Source organism: Pseudomonas sp. LPB4.O (assembly GCF_038383825.1).
Classification (GTDB): domain Bacteria; phylum Pseudomonadota; class Gammaproteobacteria; order Pseudomonadales; family Pseudomonadaceae; genus Aquipseudomonas; species Aquipseudomonas putida.
Genome location: NZ_CP151298.1, coordinates 1,818,381 through 1,836,224, shown reverse-complemented (window position 1 = coordinate 1,836,224; position 17,844 = coordinate 1,818,381). Strand labels below are relative to the sequence as shown.

The window sequence follows — 17,844 nt, the reverse complement described above, 5'->3', positions numbered from 1 at the left end:
GTCGGGGCTTGTTCGGATGAAAGGGAACGTCCTTGTGGCGAGGCGCCTACGGCGGCTTTACACTCGGACCACCGCCGCTACCTTGGGTTCGCCATGACGACATTAGACGAAGAAGATCGCCGCGAATACTACCGCATCGAAGATCGGATCGCACTTCAAATCAGCCCCCTCAGCGCGGCCGAAGCCCTTGAGCCAGATGTATTGCAAGATGATTCTCCGCTGTTCAACCTGCTCAGCGAGCTGCACCTGTCCGACTTCGAGTCGCAGCACCTGCTGCGTCAGCTAAGCGACAAGGACCGCACCCTCGCGGCCTTCCTGCGGGCACAAAACAAACGCCTCGACCTGCTCAGCGCAGTCGTTGCCCAGACCCTGCTCGGCGAAGTAGGCCAGCCTCTGCCGGTGGTCCTTTCCGAAGGCGGTATCGAATTCGCGCAGGCGACGCACATTGCCCCAGGCACCCGGGTAAAAGTGAAGATGGTGCTGATGCCGCGCGCCCATGGCTTGCTGCTGCGCGGCAAGGTCACCCATTGCGACCCTTGCCCCGAGGGCGGCTTCGAGGTCGGCACCGAATTCATCGACATGACCGACGCCCAGCGCCAACTGCTGGCTCGCTACATCCTGCAGCGCCAGCAACAACAACGGCGCCAGCAGCTGGAACAGAACGATCCCGCCTCATGACCCTGTTTTTCTCTGATTTGAAGGAACGAACGTGACCCTGATCTACGGCCATCGCGGCGCCAAGGGCGAAGCGCCCGAGAACACCCTGCACAGCTTTCGCCAGTGCCTGTCCCACGGCGTCACCCGCTGCGAACTGGACCTGCACCTGTCGGCCGACAACGAGCTGATGGTGATCCACGACCCAACCCTCAAGCGCACCACCGGCCGACGCGGCAAGGTGGTCGATCACCCTGCCGCCGACCTGGTGAAGATCGATGCGCGCAACGGCGGCCCGGGCCACGTGCAGCCCTGCCCTATCCCGAAACTGGAAGAGCTGTTCGAGAAATGCCCGTTCGAGCACTGGCAGCTGGAAGTGAAAAGCGCTTCGCGCACCCGCGCCGCAACTACCGTGCTGGCGATTCGCGAACTGGCCCAGCAATACGGCCTGCTGGACAAGGTCACCATCACCTCCAGCTCACGCGAAGTGCTGGGCGCGGCCGTGGAGCTGGTGCCGGACGTGAAACGCGGGCTGGTCGCCGAGTACGCCTGGCTCGACCCGCTGAAGGTGGCACAGAACTACGGTTGCGAGCTGCTGGCATTGAACTGGACACTGTGCACCCCCGAGCGCCTGCTGAAAGCACAGGGCCAGGGTTTGCACGTGTCGGTGTGGACGGTCAACGAACCGGCGCTTATGCGCCGGCTCGCTGACTTTGGCGTGGACAGCCTGATTACAGACTTTCCCGGTTTGGCCAAGACCACCCTCGGGTAGGGTTGAAATCGGTCTCTCCGACCGGCTCAGGCCACCGGTCGGAGCCGCTCAAAAAAGCCGGTTCAGGCCGTCGTAGGCAGCTACCCGGTAAGCTTCGGCCATGGTCGGGTAGTTGAACGTGGTGTTGACGAAGTACTTCAGGTTGTTCAGCTCACCCGGCTGATTCATGATCGCCTGGCCAATGTGGACGATTTCCGAAGCCTGGTAGCCGAAGCAGTGTACGCCGAGGATTTCCAGGGTTTCACGGTGGAACAGGATCTTCAGCATGCCCTGCGGCTCGCCGGCGATCTGCGCACGCGCCATGCTCTTGAAGAAGGCCTTGCCCACTTCGTACGGCACCTTGGCCTGGGTCAGCTCCTGCTCGTTCTTGCCGATCGAGCTGATTTCCGGAATGGTGTAAATACCAGTCGGTACGTCATTGACGAAGCGCCAGCTGCCATTGTCGACGATGCTGCCAGCCGCAGAACGCCCCTGGTCATGGGCGGCACTGGCCAGGCTCGGCCAGCCGATCACGTCACCGGCACCGTAGATGTTCGGCACGGTGGTGCGGTAAGCCTGGTCGACCTCGATCTGGCCACGGCTGTTGACCTTGATGCCGATGTTTTCCAGGCCCAGCTTGTCGGTGTTGCCGGTACGGCCGTTGCACCACAGCAAGGCGTCGGCCTTGATCTTCTTGCCCGATTTCAGGTGCAGGATCACCCCGTTGTCCAGGCCTTCGACGCGCTCATACTCTTCGTTGTGGCGCACAGTGATGTTGTTGTTGCTGAAGTGGTAGCTCAGTGCCTGGGAAATTTCCGAATCCAGGAAGCTCAACAGCTGGCCACGGTTGTCCACCAGCTCGACCAGCACACCCAGGCCGCTGAAGATCGACGCGTATTCGCAACCGATCACACCAGCGCCGTATACGATCAGCTTGCGCGGGGTGTGGCTGAGGCTGAGGATGGTGTCGCTGTCGTAGACGCGCGGGTGGTGGAAGTCGATGTCGGCCGGGCGGTACGGGCGCGAGCCGGTGGCAATGATGATGTGCTTGGCGTTGAGCTTTTCCACCACACCGTTCGGGCACACCACTTCAACGGTTTGCTCGTCGGCGAAGCTGCCGGTGCCGAAGAACACATCGACACGGTTGCGGGCGTAGTAGCCGGTGCGCGATGCCACTTGCTTGGAAATCACCTTCTCGGCGCTTTTCAGCACGTCCGGGAACGAGAACCAGCGCGGCTCACCAATGGCCCGGAACATCGGGTTGGTGTTGAACTGCATGATCTGCCGCACCGAGTGACGCAGTGCCTTGGACGGGATGGTACCCAGGTGCGTGCAGTTGCCACCGACTTGGCGACGGTCATCGACCATCGCTACCTTGCGCCCTGCTTTGGCGGCGTTCATTGCCGCGCCTTCACCGGCCGGGCCAGAACCCAGCACCACTACGTCGTAGTTGTAGACAGCCATGCGTACTCCTTCAGAACTGCCCGCAAGCCACGGTCGCTCGCGGGGCGCGATCATGCCGCCGGGGCGTCATGAGAAAATTCGGGTGCAGTCTAATCAAGCGTGAACGCCGCGCACATTAACCCTTGGTCGCGTCGTAGGCCAATTTTGCCCGCACTACATATGGTTCACCCATTCCCTGGCGGCAATCATCCCTGTCTGCGCTTTCAATCGCCTTTCACTGCCCGTTCGAATGCGGGCGTAGCTCGAGAGACGAAGCCACCCTCGGCCCGAGTCACCAATACTGCGGCCAGGCCATGCGCCACGGCATAATCCCAGCCACGCTCAGGGCCAAGTATCAGCAGCAGTGTCGAGTAGCCGTCGGCCTGCAACGCCGAGACATCCAGCACGGTGACTGCGGCCAGGTCGTGCTGCACAGGGCGCCCGAGGCGGGCATCGAAGGTGTGCGAATAGCGCCGGCCATTCTCCTCGAAATAGTGCCGATAGTCACCCGAGGTTGAGACCGAAAGGCCATTGACCGCGATGATCTGCCGGGCGATCTGACGGTCTTCGCGGGGCAATTCCAGGGCGATGCGCCAAGGGGTGCCGTCGGGTTTGCGGCCAACCGCCTTGAGCTCGCCAGTGGCCTCGGCGACAAAGCTGGCGACACCCATGGCAAGCAGGCGCGCGGCGATCAAGTCTACGGCATGGCCGGCGGCGATGCTGTTGAAGTCGAGCTGCACCGGGGCGTCCTTGCACAGGGTCTGGCCTTCGATATGCAAGTGCCGATGGCCCACACGCTGACGAACCTGGGCCAGTGCTTGCGGGTCCGGCACCTGCTCGTGGCGGGCCTGAGGGCCGAAGCCCCAGAGGTCGAGCAAGGGCTCGACGGTGAGGTCAAAGGCGCCATCACTTTGCTCGGCCAGGTGCTGGCCGAGGGCAACCAGCTCGAGCATGTCGGGCGGCAGGGTCAGGCACTGGTTGGCGGGCAGCTGGTTGAAAAGGCTGACGGTGGAGTCGCTGCGGTAGGTCGAATAGTGCCGGTCGATGTCGCCAAGGATGGTTTCGACCGCCGCCTGTACCTGGGCCGGCCCCGGGCCACCGGGCTCGCGGACGTATTGGATGCTGTAGCTGCTACCCATGGTCGGGCCGCCCAGGCGCTCCAGGGTGGGGCCCTGGTTGCAGGCGGTGAGCAGCAGGAGGATGAACAGTAAGGCTGTGCGCAAGGTTCGGGCTCTCGGTTGCCTGCACTGGCCTCATCGCCGGCAAGCCAGCTCCCGCAAGTACTGAGCCGAGTCTGACGACTTTGCTGTACCTGTAGGAGCTGGCTTGCCGGCGATGAGGTCAGTACAGACACAGTAGATGCCCGATCAGTTCATCAGGCAAAAAAAACGGGAACCCGAAGGTTCCCGTTTTTTCATTGCCTTACAAGCAAATCAGCGCGGAAACGCTGGCGGGTTCACACCGGCCATGTCTTCCATCACGCGAACCACCTGGCAGCTGTAACCGAATTCGTTGTCGTACCAGACGTACAGGACAACGCGGTTGTCATTGGCGATGGTGGCTTCAGCATCAACCACACCGGCGTGGCGCGAGCCAACGAAGTCGGTCGAAACCACTTCCTGCGAGCTGACGTAGTCGATCTGCTTGTGCAGCTCCGAGTGCATGGCCGTCTGGCGCAGGTACTCGTTGATCTCGTCGCGGTTGGTGGCCTTTTCCAGGTTCAGGTTCAGGATGGCCATCGAAACGTTTGGCGTCGGCACACGAATGGCGTTGCCGGTCAGCTTGCCCTTCAGCACTGGCAGCGCCTTGGCAGCAGCAGTGGCGGCGCCGGTTTCGGTGATGACCATGTTCAGCGGCGCGGCACGACCACGGCGGCTGCCCTTGTGGAAGTTGTCGATCAGGTTCTGGTCGTTGGTGAACGAGTGAACGGTTTCGACGTGGCCGTTGATGATGCCGTACTTGTCGTTCACCGCCTTCAGCACCGGCACGATGGCGTTGGTGGTGCAGGAGGCCGCCGAGATGATCTTGTCATCAGCAGCGATGTCACCGTGGTTGATGCCGTGCACGATGTTCTTCAGCGCGCCCTTGCCAGGTGCGGTGAGGATCACGCGGGCAGCGCCCGGGCAGGCCAGGTGCTGGCCCAGGCCGTCGGCATCACGCCATACGCCGGTGTTGTCGACGATCAGCGCGTTGTCGATGCCGTACTGGGTGTAGTCGACTTCGCTCGGGCTCTTGGCGTAGATAACCTGAATCAGGTTGCCGTTGGCGGTGATGGTGTTGTTGGCTTCGTCGATGGTGATGGTGCCATCGAACGGGCCGTGCACCGAGTCACGACGCAGCAGGCTGGCACGCTTGACCAGGTCGTTCTCGGCGCCTTTGCGCACGACGATGGCACGCAGGCGCAGGCCGTCGCCGCCACCGGTCTTCTCGATCAGGATGCGCGCCAGCAGGCGGCCAATGCGGCCGAAGCCGTACAGGACAACGTCGGTGCCTTTGCGCGCCGAAGCGTTCTGCTGGCCAACCACGTCGGCCAGCTCTTCACGGACGAACTGCTCGGCAGTGCGGCCATTGCCTTCCTGCTTGAACTTGTTGGCCAGCTTGCCCAGGTCGACCGAAGCGGCGCCCAGTTTCAGCTCGCTCATGGCCTTGAGCAGGGGGAATGTCTCGTGGACGGACAGTTCGGTTTCGTCGGTTTGACGATGACGCGCAAAGCGGTGCGCCTTGAGGATCGAGATAACCGAACGGTTGATCAGGCTACGGCCATAAATCGAGCTCACCACGTTATTGTTGCGGTAGAGCTGACCGATAAGCGGGATCATCGCTTCAGCCAGAGCTTCACGATCAATCCACTCACCAAGACACTGGTCGGGCTTCTGAGTCACGGGAACCTTCCACATGTAGGGACAGAAAAAAGGGGCTACATTATGACGCCCCGACGCGGAACCGGCAATGAGCGCCTGTCGTAGCGATGCAAGCCAGCGTTCACGCCCTTTCGAGCCTGACAGCCGGCACGCTCACCGGTACAATCGGTGTCTTTGCCGCAACGCTTGGAGTGCAATCTCCCGTGTCAGTTCTGCGCCTACCGCACATGTCGGCCACGGCCGGCAAACAAACCTGGGGTAACCTGCCCGGTGCCGCCCTCAGCCTTGCCATCGCCGAGGCTGCCAGCAACGCTGGCCGCTTCACCCTGCTGCTGACCGCCGACAGCCAGGCCGCCGACCGTCTGGAGCAGGAGCTGCGCTTCTTCGCCCCCGACCTGCCAGTGCTGCCGTTCCCCGACTGGGAAACCCTGCCCTACGACCTGTTCTCGCCACACCAGGACATCATTTCCCAGCGCATCGCCAGCCTGTACCGCCTGCCGGAGCTGAGCCACGGCATCCTGGTGGTGCCGGTCACCACCGCCCTGCACCGCCTGGCGCCCACGCGCTTCCTGCTGGGCAGCAGCCTGGTGCTGGACGTGGGCCAGACCATCGACGTGGAGCAGATGCGCACGCGCCTGGAGGCCAGTGGCTATCGTTGCGTCGACACCGTCTATGAACATGGCGAGTTCGCCGTGCGCGGCGCGCTAATCGACCTGTTCCCGATGGGCAGCAAGCTGCCCTACCGCATCGACCTGTTCGACGACGAGATCGAGACACTGCGCACCTTCGACCCCGAGACCCAGCGCTCGATCGACAAGGTGGATTCGGTGCGCCTGCTGCCGGCACGCGAATTTCCCATGCAGAAAGAGGAAGTGACCCGCTTCAAGGCACGCTTCCGTGAACGCTTCGACGTCGACTTCCGCCGCAGCGCAATCTTCCAGGACCTGGCCAGCGGTATCATCCCTGCCGGCATCGAGTACTACCTGCCGCTGTTCTTCGAAGAAACCTCCACCCTGTTCGACTACCTGCCAGCCGACACCCAGGTGTTTTCGCTGCCCGGTGTGGAACAGGCCGCTGAACACTTCTGGAACGACGTGCGCGGGCGTTATGAAGACCGCCGCGGCGACCTCAGCCGCCCGCTGCTGCCGCCCGCCGAGCTGTTCATGCCGGTGGAAGACTGCTTCGCCCGGCTCAAGCAATGGCCGCGGGTGGTGGTCAGCAGCGAAGACATCGAGCCGGGCGCAGGCCGTGAGCGCTTCCCGGCCCGCGCCCTGCCCAACCTGGCTATCGAGGCCAAGGCCAACCAGCCGCTGGCCGAACTGGCCAACTTCCTCGACCAGTTCCCCGGCCGCGTGCTGTTCACCGCCGAATCAGCGGGCCGCCGCGAAGTGCTGCTGGAGCTGCTCGAACGACTGAAGCTGCGCCCGCATACCGTCGAAGGCTGGGACGACTTCATTACCGGTGCCGAGCGCCTGGCGATCACCATCGCCCCGCTGGACGACGGCCTGCTGCTGGACGATCCAGGGCTGGCCCTGATTGCCGAAAGCCCACTGTTCGGCCAGCGGGTGATGCAGCGCCGCCGCCGCGACAAGCGCGGCGAAACCGCCAACGACGCGGTCATCAAGAACCTCACCGAGCTGCGCGAAGGTGCGCCGGTGGTGCACATCGACCATGGCGTGGGCCGCTACCTGGGCCTGGCCACCCTGGAGATCGACGGCCAGGCTGCCGAGTTCCTCACCCTGGAATACGCCGAGAACGCCAAGCTGTACGTGCCGGTGGCCAACCTGCACCTGATCGCCCGCTACACCGGCAGCGACGATGCCCTGGCACCGTTGCACCGGCTGGGCTCCGAGGCCTGGCAGAAAGCCAAGCGCAAGGCCGCCGAACAGGTACGCGACGTGGCCGCCGAACTGCTCGACATCTATGCCCGCCGCGCCGCGCGCAAGGGTTATGCGTTTGCCGATCCGTCCGCCGACTACGCCACCTTCAGCGCCGGCTTCCCGTTCGAAGAAACCCCGGACCAGCAAACCGCCATCGAGGCCGTGCGGGCTGACATGCTGGCGCCCAAGCCGATGGACCGCCTGGTGTGCGGCGACGTCGGCTTCGGCAAGACCGAAGTGGCCATGCGCGCCGCGTTCATCGCCGTGCACAGTGGCCGCCAGGTAGCGGTGCTGGTGCCCACTACCCTGCTCGCCCAGCAACACTACAACAGCTTCCGCGACCGTTTTGCCGACTGGCCGGTGACCGTGGAAGTGATGAGCCGCTTCAAGTCGGCCAAAGAGGTGGCCGCCGCCGCCGCCGACCTGGCCGAAGGCAAGATCGACATCCTCATCGGCACCCACAAGCTGCTGCAGGACGATGTGCGCTTCAAGGACCTGGGCCTGGCCATCATCGACGAAGAGCACCGCTTTGGCGTGCGCCAGAAGGAGCAGCTGAAGGCCCTGCGCAGCGAGGTCGACATCCTCACCCTGACCGCCACGCCGATCCCTCGCACGCTGAACATGGCAGTGGCCGGCATGCGCGACCTGTCGATCATCGCCACGCCGCCGGCGCGCCGCTTGTCGGTGCGCACCTTCGTCATGGAGCACAACAACAGCACCGTGAAGGAGGCGCTGCTGCGTGAGCTGCTGCGCGGTGGCCAGGTGTACTACCTGCACAACGATGTGAAAACCATCGAAAAATGCGCCGCCGACCTTGCCGAACTGGTGCCCGAGGCACGTATCGGCATCGGCCACGGGCAAATGCGCGAGCGCGAGCTGGAACAGGTGATGAGCGATTTCTACCACAAGCGCTTCAACGTGCTGGTGGCGTCGACCATCATCGAAACCGGCATCGACGTGCCCAGCGCCAACACCATCGTCATCGAGCGCGCCGACAAATTTGGCCTGGCGCAGCTGCACCAGCTGCGTGGCCGGGTCGGCCGCAGCCACCACCAGGCCTACGCCTACCTGCTGACGCCTACCCGGCAAAAAGTCAGCGCCGACGCCGAAAAACGCCTGGAGGCCATCGCCAACACCCAAGACCTGGGCGCCGGCTTCGTGCTGGCCACCAACGACCTGGAAATCCGCGGTGCGGGCGAGCTGCTGGGCGAAGGCCAGAGCGGGCAGATCCAGGCGGTGGGCTTCACCCTGTACATGGAAATGCTCGAGCGCGCGGTCAAGGCGATCCGCAAGGGTACCCAGCCAAATCTGGAGCAGCCGCTGGGCGGCGGCCCGGAGATCAACCTGCGCCTGCCGGCGCTGATCCCCGAGAGCTACCTGCCCGACGTGCATGCGCGGCTGATCCTGTACAAGCGCATTGCCTCGGCCGCCGACGAAGAAGGCCTCAAGGACCTGCAGGTGGAAATGATCGACCGCTTCGGCCTGCTGCCAGAGCCGACCAAGAACCTGATGCGCCTGACCTCGCTCAAGCTGCACGCAGAAAAGCTAGGCATCAAGAAAGTCGATGCCGGCCCCAATGGCGGCAAGCTCGAGTTCGAAGCCGAAACCCCGGTCGACCCGCTGACCCTGATCAAGCTGATCCAGGGCCAGCCCAAACGCTACAAGTTCGAAGGCGCCACCCAGTTCCGCTTCCTGGTCCCGATGGAACGCCCCGACGAACGCTTCAATACCCTGGAGGCGCTGTTCGAGCGCCTGACACCACAGCCTGCCTAAGGAAGATCCATGCGTGCCATCCGTTGCCTGACCCTGCTGCTGGCGCTGTTCGCGCCAGCCGCCTTCGCCGAAGGCCTGTATCAGGTAGAAATGATTCTGGTGCGGCAGAACAGCGTGCCTGCCTTCACCAGCCCGTTTGCCCCTGAAGACTGGAGCGCCGGCGCCCCGCGCCTGGCGAAGGACGCCGAGCGCCGCCTGGCGCTGGAAGACGAAGCCACCCGCCTGGAAGCCACTGCCGACTACACCGTATTGATGCACAAGGCCTGGCAGCAGCAGGTCGGCAGCGAGCCTGGCCGCATCGCCCTGGGCGAAGGCACCGAACAGTTCGGCCACTTCCCCATCGAAGGCAACCTGAGCATCGCTGAAGGCCGCTTTATCTCGGTCGAGGCCAACTTCTGGGTCAACCAGCTGGACGGCAACGGCAGCGTCCTGCAAAGCGAGCAGTTCAAGCAGAGCAACAGCAACGTCAAGGGCGGCCAGCTGACCTTCCTCGACGGCGGGCACCTGGCGGTGCTGCTGAAGGTCACGCCACCGGGCACGCCGAAAATGCCGGTGATGGACCCGGAGATGATGGAGCAGTGATGTGAGCGATGGCGATGCGCAGCAGCTGCTAAGGGCCTATCCGGGCTGGGTCGACTTCATCGAGGCCGGCACGCTGGCACGAGGCCGCAGCTATGCTGCGCAAGCGCGGGCACGCATCCTGTCGCAGGATGACGCAACGATCGAGGCCATCTGCCAGGGTTCGGCAGGCGAGACCTACCAGCAGATAATCCGCCTGGTCGTCAACTATGGGGACCTGCGGGTATTTGGGAAATGCAGCTGCCCAGTCGGGCTCAACTGCAAACACTGCGTTGCGGCGCTGCTGCAATTGCAGGACAGCCCCGACGCCACAGCCCCCCATGAACAATCCGCCCTGTCGCTGCCACCGGACCTCAACCTATGGGTGGAAGCCCTTGAGTCCCCCTCGCAACCAACGCCTCAAGGGCCAGCGCGCAAAGGCCCGGCAATCTATTACCGAATCCAGGTGGATCACGGGCTCTGGCGGCTTGAGCCAATCAAAGGTACCCGCCAGGCAGACGACACCCTGAAGATCGGCCGCATCACATCGATGCCCGAAATGCTCTACTACACGCCTCGCTACGTCACAGAAGACGATGCGCGGCTGTTGCGCCTGATCGATTCCCGCCGCGAAACGATGGCGTCCACGGTGCAACTGGAGGGCAAACCGGGCGGTGAGCTCTACAGCTATGCCCTGGCCACGGGCCGCCTTCTGTTTGAAGACGACTTGGCGCCACTGGCCCCGGGGCCGGAGCTACACGCCGAGTTCCGCTGGGTCAGGCTGGACAATGGCAGCTACCGTGGCGCCTGGTATCACAATGGTCACGAGCAGTTGCAGGCGGTGCCCATCGAGCCCATGCACTATGTTGACCGGCAGCAGCATCTGACCGGCATGCTGCGCCACGACCTCGACCCCTTCATTGCCAGCCAGCTTGCACGCGCGCCCATCGTGCCCGAGCATCTGGTCATCCCCTTGAGTCATCGATTGAACGCCTTGAACCGTCACGTCCCCACCCCCACTGCCGTGAGCACCGAGCACATCGAAGACATCACGCCAAGAGGGCGATTGACGTTGGGCAGCCTCGAATTCAGCGCCTACATGCCCAAGACCGGGCGTATGCAGCGGCAAATGCAACACCGTGCCGCACTGGCATTCGACTACGACGACCTGCGCGCCAGCGGCAATGACGAAAAGCCGTTGACCCGCCTGGTCGGCAATACCAGCCAGCGAATTCGCCGACAGCCGCAAGCCGAGCAGGCCCTGCGCAAGGCGTTACGTGACCTGGGCTTCAAACCCGCCACTCGCCAGAGCAAGGCCCTGCCCGACAGTGCCGGCGAAATGTTCCAACTGCCCGACGACGAAGCCTGGCTGCGCTTCGCCCGTGAGGGCCTGCCACGCCTGCGCCAAGCCGGCTGGAACATAGACGTCCACCGTGACTTCGCCTTCAACCTGCAGGAGGTGGACGACTGGTACGCCACCATCGACGAAGCGCCCGGCCATGAATGGTTCGACCTGGAGCTGGGCATCGTGGTCGACGGTCAGCGTCACAGCTTGCTGCCAATCGTGCTGCAACTGCTGCGCAGCAGCCCGGAGCTGCTGCGCCCCAACGAACTGGCCCGGCGCAGTGACGATGAACACCTGCTGATCGACCTCAACCGCGGCCGCCTGGATGCCCCGGCGTTGCGCGTCGCCCTGCCCTACGGCCGCATCAAGGCCGTGATGGGCACCCTGGGCAAGCTGTACCTGCACGAAGACACAGCGGGCCCGGCGCTACGCATGGAACGCGCCGACGCCGCGCGCCTCAACGAAATCGAAGGGTTGCCCCTGCTCTGGGAGGGTGGCGAGCACGTTCGCGATCTGGGCCGCCGCCTGCGCGATGCCCGCGACCTGCAAGTGGAACCACCCGCCGGGCTGCAGGCCAGCTTGCGCCCTTATCAGCAGCAGGGCCTGAACTGGCTACAGGCACTGCGCGATATGGGCACCGGCGGCATCCTCGGTGACGACATGGGCCTGGGCAAGACCCTGCAGGCCCTGGCGCACCTGCTGCTGGAGAAAGAGTCCGGGCGCCTGGGCACACCGGCCCTGGCGGTCATGCCCACCAGCCTGATACCCAACTGGCTGGACGAAGCCCAGCGCTTTGCCCCCGACCTGCGCGTGCTGGCACTGCATGGGCCGGGTCGCAGCAAGCATTTTGCCAAGCTGCATGAATACGACCTGGTCCTGACCACCTATGCCCTGGTGCCACGCGACCTCGAACACCTGCGCGCCCAGGCCTGGCACGTGCTGGTATTGGACGAGGCGCAGAACATCAAGAGCAGCACCAGCAAGGCCGCCCTCGCCGTCTGCGAGCTACAGGCCGGCCAGCGCCTGTGCCTGACCGGCACGCCGATGGAAAACAACCTGGGCGAGCTGTGGTCGATCTTCCACTTCCTGATGCCCGGCTGGCTGGGCGATGTCAAACGCTTCAACCAGGACTACCGCACCCCGATCGAACGCCATGGCGACGCTGAGCGGCTGGGCCATCTGGTCACGCGCATCCGCCCGTTCCTGCTGCGCCGCACCAAGGAGCAGGTGGCCACCGAGTTGCCGGCCAAGACCGAGATGGTGCACTGGGTCGAGCTCAGCGACGCCCAGCGCGATACCTACGAGGCGGTGCGGGTGGCCATGGACAAGAAAGTCCGCGACGAAATCGCCCGCAATGGCGCGGCACGCAGCCAGATCGTCATCCTCGACGCGCTGCTCAAACTGCGCCAGGTGTGCTGCGACCTGCGGCTGGTCAAGGGCGTGGAAAGCAAAGGCAACCAGGCCGACAAGGGCAAGCTGGGCGCACTGCTGGAAATGCTCGAAGAGCTGTTAAGCGAAGGGCGCCGGGTGCTGCTGTTCTCGCAGTTCACCTCGATGCTGGCGCTGATCCAGCAGGAGCTGGAAAAGCGCAGTATCCGCTACAGCCTGCTGACCGGCGATACCCGGGACCGTCGCACGCCTGTGCAGCAGTTCCAGCAGGGTGATAGCGAAGTGTTCCTGATCAGCCTCAAGGCCGGTGGCGTGGGCTTGAACCTGACGGCCGCGGACACGGTGATCCACTTCGACCCCTGGTGGAACCCGGCCAGCGAAAACCAGGCCACCGACCGCGCCTACCGCATTGGCCAGGACAAGCCGGTGTTCGTATTCAAGCTCATTACCCGGGGTACGGTTGAAGAGAAGATCCAGTTGCTGCAGCAGGAAAAAGCGGCGCTGGCAGCCAGCTTGCTGGATGGCGGGCAGGCTGGGCAATGGCGCATGGGCGATGAAGAAATCGAGGCACTGTTTGCGCCCTTGCCAGGCAAGCGCGGGCGGTAATTCAGCATGTTGTACTGCCTGTACTGGCCTCTTCGCGGGTAAACCCGCGAAGAGGCCTGCGCAGTCAATCGACCAGCTGAGCTTCCTTCAACGCCCCCAACGCCTCCAGCCAGCGCGGCTGTTGGCGATAGTCGGTCCGCGCAAACCCTTGCCCGCGCATCCGCGCAATCCGCGGCGATGGCTTGACCTTCATGCGCTGCGCAGCACTCAGTGCCAGCTCTGCTGCCGCCCGGTCATTGCACACCAGGCCCATGTCACAGCCGGCGCTCAACGCCGCCTCGATACGGCTGGCCGCATCACCCACCACATGCGCACCGGCCATCGACAGATCATCACTGAAGATCACCCCGTCAAAGCCCAGCTCGCCGCGCAGGATGTCCTGCAGCCAACGCCGGGAGAAACCGGCTGGCTGGTTGTCGACCTGCGGGTAGATGACATGCGCCGGCATCACCGCCGCCAATTGCCCGCTCAGGCGCGAGAATGGCACCAGGTCGACCTGGCGCAATTGTTCAAGGCTGCGCTCATCGGTGGGAATGGCCACATGCGAGTCAGCCTCGGCCCAGCCATGCCCCGGGAAGTGTTTGCCACAGGCAGCCATGCCCGCCGCATTCATACCGCGAATGAACGCCCCGGCCAGTTGCGTGGCACGCAGCGGGTCACCCTCGAAGGCACGGCTGCCGACCACGGCGCTACGCTGGTGGTCCAGGTCGAGCACCGGGGCAAAGCTGAGGTCCAGGCCAACCGCCAGCACCTCGGTCGCCATCAGCCAACCGCACTGCTCCGCCAGATATTCGGCGTTGTCATTATCGGCCAGCGCACGCATGGCCGGCAGGCGCACGAAACCCTGACGCAGGCGCTGCACGCGACCACCTTCCTGGTCCACCGCCAGAATCAGGTCGGGGCGGATGGCACGGATCGACGCGCACAGCTCACGCACCTGACGTGGGCTGTCGATGTTGCGGGCAAAGATGATCAGGCCGGCCACTTCGGGTTGGCGCAGCAAGTGACGGTCTTCGGCGGTCAGCCATTTACCGGCGATATCCACCATCAGGGAGCCTTGCAGGCTGGCGGTCATAGGTAATCCTTCATTGCAGAACGAGAGAAGCCCAATCAGGGCATGCGGCCTCTGCGACCTGCACCGGGCAATGCACCCCGATACGGTCGAACAGGCCAAGCAAGTCAGTGTTGCGCAGGCGTATGCAGCCATGGGACAGCGCTACGCCCATGGGTTCCGTATCCGGGGTGCCGTGCAGGTAGATAAAGCGGCGGAAGGTGTCGACCGCGCCCAGGCGATTGACGCCAGGTTCGCAGCCGCTTAGCCAGAGGATGCGAGTCAGGATCCAGTCGCGGCCGGGGTATTGCGCGTGCAACGCCGGCGACCACACCTCACCCGTCCAGCGCCGCCCGACCAGCACCGCATTAAGTGGCAGGCCCGCGCCGATCTTCGCCCGCACCTGGTGCAAGCCACGCGGCGTGCAGCCCGAGCCATTGCGCTCGCCGGCACCGTTGCGCGCCGTGGAAACCGGCAGGCGCACGCGCAGCTGGTCACGGCCAAAGCCATACAGGCATTGGTCGGCGAGGGAAATGTGCAGCAGGTCGAGATCGGGCATGGGCGCTAGCTTAGCCGAAGCGCCCTGCCCCGCCCAGCCTTCAGGCCTTGGCGGTGATCGCGGTAGTCTTGCTGCGTGGCCGCAGCTGCGCCGTGGCCATGGCCTCGTCGGTGACGCCGCTGTCGGCACGCATGCCTGCGGCCAGGAACGGTACCATCAGGCGCATCACCTGCTCGATCGAGGTGTTGATGCCAAAGTCGGTCTCGGCAATTGCCCGCAGGGCCTTTATACCGGACATGCTGAAGGCGGCGGCACCCAGCATGAAGTGCACGCGCCAGAACAGTTCCAGTGGCGGAATACGAGGCGCGGCCTCGTTGACCAGCAGCATGTAGCGGCGGAACACTTTGCCGTACATGTCTTCCAGGTAACGCCGCAGGTGGCCCTGGCTCTGGCTGAAGGCCAGGCCCAGCAGGCGCATGAAGATCGACAGGTCGTTATTGCTGCGAGGCTGCACGGCCAACGCCTGCTCCACCAGCATTTCCAGCAGTTCTTCGAGGCTGGGCTTGTGCTCCGGCTTCGCCTGGCGCCGCTCCAGCTCGCGCTCGAGGCTGGCGCAGAAGGGCCCGAGGAAGCGCGAGAACACGGCCTGAATAAGTGCCTTCTTGGAGCCGAAATGATAGTTGACCGCCGCCAGGTTGACCCCGGCCTTGCTGGTGATCAGCCGCAACGAGGTCTCGGCGAACCCCCTTTCCGCGAACAGCTGCTCGGCAGCATCGAGAATGCGTTCAACGGTTTCCGATTGGGCCATGACTACTCCGCGTGCTCCGCCAGACAAACAGGTGTTTGAAACATACGTTTCAGGCCTGCTTCTGTCAAGGCTCGGTGACCGGGCGGTCGCCATTTAAAAGCAGCCTGGCTGCGGGGTGCAAGCGCCACCGCTCAGGTTTATTGCGCCCTTTGGCTTGCAGCGCATCCAGTACTGTATATAATCCCAGTCACTGTACAAAAAGACAGAGCGCTCACCATGTTGAAACTGACGCCACGCCAAGCCGAAATTCTCGCGTTCATCAAGCGCTGCCTGGAAGACAACGGCTTCCCGCCGACACGCGCCGAGATCGCTCAGGAGCTGGGCTTCAAGTCGCCCAACGCTGCCGAGGAGCACCTCAAGGCCCTCGCCCGCAAGGGCGCGATCGAGATGACCCCGGGCGCCTCGCGCGGCATCCGCATCCCGGGCCTGGATACCAAGGCAGAAGAAAGCGGCTTGCCGATCATCGGCAGGGTTGCTGCCGGTGCGCCAATTCTTGCCGAACAGCACATTGAGCAATCCTGCAATATCAACCCTGCCTTCTTCCACCCCCAGGCCGACTATTTGCTGCGCGTCCACGGCATGAGCATGAAGGACGTCGGCATCTTCGACGGCGACCTTCTGGCAGTTCACACCTGCCGCGAAGCCCGCAACGGTCAGATCGTCGTGGCCCGCATTGGTGACGAAGTGACCGTCAAGCGCTTCAAGCGTGAAGGCAGCAAGGTCTGGCTGCTTGCCGAAAACCCCGAATTCGCCCCCATCGAAGTTGACCTGAAAGATCAGGAACTGGTGATTGAGGGCTTGAGCGTCGGCGTCATTCGCCGCTGATCCAGGAGGCGTCATGCAGCAGTTCATTCACGCACCCGAGCAAGCCCAGTTGCCCCTGTTCGAAGCATTTCTCGCCCAGCCCGTACTACCGGGCCTGAAAGCCAGCGAACTGGCGCGCAAGAGCAACCAGCCTGAACTGTTCAGCGAATTGTCGCTGCGCGGCGCCCCCGGGCACTGCCAAAGCCTGCTGGCACCGGTACTGCGCGAGCTGAGCGAAGAGGACGAGGCCCGCTGGCTGACCCTGATCGCCCCGCCGTCGAGCCTGACCCAGGCCTGGCTGCGCGATGCCGGCCTCAACCGTGAACGCATCCTGCTGCTGCAACCTCGCGCTAACCAAACCCCGCTGCAACTGGCCTGCGAAGCCCTGCGCCTGGGCCTCAGCCACACCGTGGTCAGCTGGCTGGGCAACGTCAACGCCACTGCACGCCAGCAATTGCAGCGCGCTGCCAGTGTCGGAAACGCACAAAGCCTGAACATCCGCCTCGGCTGATGTTCAGGCTTTGCCTGTCATTTGAACAAACCTGATGCCCTGCTGCACCTTCAGTGCAGCACGCGCGGCCCTTCATCACGCTCAAGCTCGCCATCCATCAGGCGACCTGCCATCTGCACACCCACGCTGAGCATGGCCTTGGCCACTTCTACGTGCTGGCCCTGCAGGAACGCCTTGGCGTCTTCCGAGAAATCCAAGGTTACCAGGGAGCCCTCATCCTCGGCGCGACGCAGTTCGATGCGGCCATCAGGCAACTCGACAATTTCTAGAAAAGACGTAGACATAAATGGCAGTTCTCCGCGAAAGGCCAATATTGTACCAGCCGTAACGGCTATCAGCACTCACTCAACGCATCGCGGAAACGTCTCACCAGGCCCTTGAGGTTGTTGCGCCAGCTTTCCAGCTCGGCACGCGACAGCGCAGGATGCTCGGGCTCATCGAGATTGACGGCCTGGATCAATGGCTGGGTGACGTCGGTTTTTGGCGCTTTCCTGGCGACCGGTGGTCGGAACAAATCGGCATAAGCACTCAGCATCTGCGCCAGCCAGGTTTCGCGCTGGCGGGCCAATTCCAGCAACTCGGCCACTTCCGGTATGGCGATGCCATTGAGCGCATCGTCGGCCAGCGCCTGCTCGACCGTTGCGACAACCGGCAGTCGGTAGAAGACTCCGATTTCATGGCATAGGCCCAGCAGCGCGCCATACAGGTGAAACAGCGCCGACTCGCGCTCAGCCTGAACCATGCCTTGGGCGTTCATGGCCTGGCTTTGTTCAGCCTTGGCCATGGACTCGAGGGCGAGACCGGCGAAGAATAGTTTCTGGTTGGTGCGGGTGTAGGTTTCCTGGGCCATTTCTGTGCCCTCCCATCAGGCTGCAAGGCGAATACATGCATCATAAATGATTGGGGCCGCT

General features: G+C 63.6%; 15 protein-coding genes. 7 read left to right on the top strand and 8 right to left on the bottom strand.

The genetic code is table 11. The annotated features are described in order from the left end of the window. Positions 1-93 precede the first annotated feature (93 nt). Positions 94-678, top strand: coding sequence for a PilZ domain-containing protein (locus MRBLPB4O_RS08265; RefSeq protein ID WP_041167812.1), 585 nt, complete (start codon positions 94-96; stop codon positions 676-678). A gap of 31 nt (positions 679-709) precedes the next feature. Next, positions 710-1,426 carry a glycerophosphodiester phosphodiesterase gene (locus tag MRBLPB4O_RS08260; protein WP_016500730.1) on the top strand — a complete coding sequence of 239 codons (717 nt, stop codon included), beginning with the start codon at positions 710-712 and terminating at the stop codon, positions 1,424-1,426. 48 nt (positions 1,427-1,474) lie between these two features. Here MRBLPB4O_RS08260 and sthA read toward each other — a convergent pair whose 3' ends face one another. The 3 genes from sthA to MRBLPB4O_RS08245 form a co-directional block, all read right to left on the bottom strand. Further along, the gene (gene sthA / locus MRBLPB4O_RS08255; protein ID WP_258911806.1) at positions 1,475-2,869 is read right to left on the bottom strand and encodes a Si-specific NAD(P)(+) transhydrogenase; all 1,395 of its coding nucleotides are present in this window, start codon (positions 2,867-2,869) and stop codon (positions 1,475-1,477) included. A gap of 203 nt (positions 2,870-3,072) precedes the next feature. Beyond that, on the bottom strand, positions 3,073-4,071 hold the full coding sequence (locus MRBLPB4O_RS08250; protein ID WP_341798052.1) for an FAD:protein FMN transferase: 999 nt from the start codon (positions 4,069-4,071) through the stop codon (positions 3,073-3,075). 210 nt (positions 4,072-4,281) lie between these two features. Then, positions 4,282-5,745: a glyceraldehyde-3-phosphate dehydrogenase gene (locus tag MRBLPB4O_RS08245; protein ID WP_041167813.1), complete on the bottom strand. Its 1,464-nt coding sequence runs from the start codon at positions 5,743-5,745 to the stop codon at positions 4,282-4,284. Between the two features lie 167 nt (positions 5,746-5,912). Here MRBLPB4O_RS08245 and mfd point away from each other — a divergent pair, with 167 nt between their 5' ends. The 3 genes from mfd to MRBLPB4O_RS08230 are packed head-to-tail and all read left to right on the top strand — an operon-like array spanning position 5,913 to position 13,260. After that, positions 5,913-9,362: a transcription-repair coupling factor gene (mfd, locus tag MRBLPB4O_RS08240; RefSeq protein ID WP_341798051.1), complete on the top strand. Its 3,450-nt coding sequence runs from the start codon at positions 5,913-5,915 to the stop codon at positions 9,360-9,362. A gap of 9 nt (positions 9,363-9,371) precedes the next feature. After that, positions 9,372-9,944: a CsiV family protein gene (locus tag MRBLPB4O_RS08235; protein WP_341798050.1), complete on the top strand. Its 573-nt coding sequence runs from the start codon at positions 9,372-9,374 to the stop codon at positions 9,942-9,944. Between the two features lies 1 nt (position 9,945). Beyond that, positions 9,946-13,260: a DEAD/DEAH box helicase gene (locus MRBLPB4O_RS08230; RefSeq protein WP_341798049.1), complete on the top strand. Its 3,315-nt coding sequence runs from the start codon at positions 9,946-9,948 to the stop codon at positions 13,258-13,260. Positions 13,261-13,324: 64 nt separating this feature from the next. On the opposite strand, the gene nagZ is transcribed toward MRBLPB4O_RS08230, so the two are convergent. The 3 genes from nagZ to MRBLPB4O_RS08215 are packed head-to-tail and all read right to left on the bottom strand — an operon-like array spanning position 13,325 to position 15,618. Beyond that, a complete protein-coding gene (gene nagZ / locus MRBLPB4O_RS08225) occupies positions 13,325-14,323 on the bottom strand; it encodes a beta-N-acetylhexosaminidase (RefSeq protein WP_172439606.1) in 999 nt (332 codons plus the stop codon). A gap of 22 nt (positions 14,324-14,345) precedes the next feature. Then, positions 14,346-14,870, bottom strand: coding sequence for a L,D-transpeptidase (locus tag MRBLPB4O_RS08220; protein WP_341798048.1), 525 nt, complete (start codon positions 14,868-14,870; stop codon positions 14,346-14,348). A gap of 40 nt (positions 14,871-14,910) precedes the next feature. Beyond that, entirely contained in the window at positions 14,911-15,618 is a 708-nt protein-coding gene (locus MRBLPB4O_RS08215; RefSeq protein WP_016500739.1) for a TetR/AcrR family transcriptional regulator, read from the bottom strand. A 216-nt stretch (positions 15,619-15,834) separates the two neighbouring features. Here MRBLPB4O_RS08215 and lexA point away from each other — a divergent pair, with 216 nt between their 5' ends. Continuing rightward, positions 15,835-16,443, top strand: a complete 609-nt coding sequence (gene lexA / locus MRBLPB4O_RS08210) for a transcriptional repressor LexA (RefSeq protein WP_016500740.1) — start codon at positions 15,835-15,837, stop codon at positions 16,441-16,443. Positions 16,444-16,456: 13 nt separating this feature from the next. Then, positions 16,457-16,933 (top strand): SOS-induced cell division inhibitor SulA, encoded by a 477-nt coding sequence (gene sulA / locus MRBLPB4O_RS08205; RefSeq protein ID WP_229609948.1) that lies wholly within the window; start codon positions 16,457-16,459, stop codon positions 16,931-16,933. Between the two features lie 50 nt (positions 16,934-16,983). On the opposite strand, the gene MRBLPB4O_RS08200 is transcribed toward sulA, so the two are convergent. Beyond that, positions 16,984-17,217: a hypothetical protein gene (locus tag MRBLPB4O_RS08200; RefSeq protein WP_004376430.1), complete on the bottom strand. Its 234-nt coding sequence runs from the start codon at positions 17,215-17,217 to the stop codon at positions 16,984-16,986. Positions 17,218-17,267: 50 nt separating this feature from the next. Further along, positions 17,268-17,783: a DUF6586 family protein gene (locus MRBLPB4O_RS08195; RefSeq protein WP_341798047.1), complete on the bottom strand. Its 516-nt coding sequence runs from the start codon at positions 17,781-17,783 to the stop codon at positions 17,268-17,270. Positions 17,784-17,844: the final 61 nt, after the last annotated feature.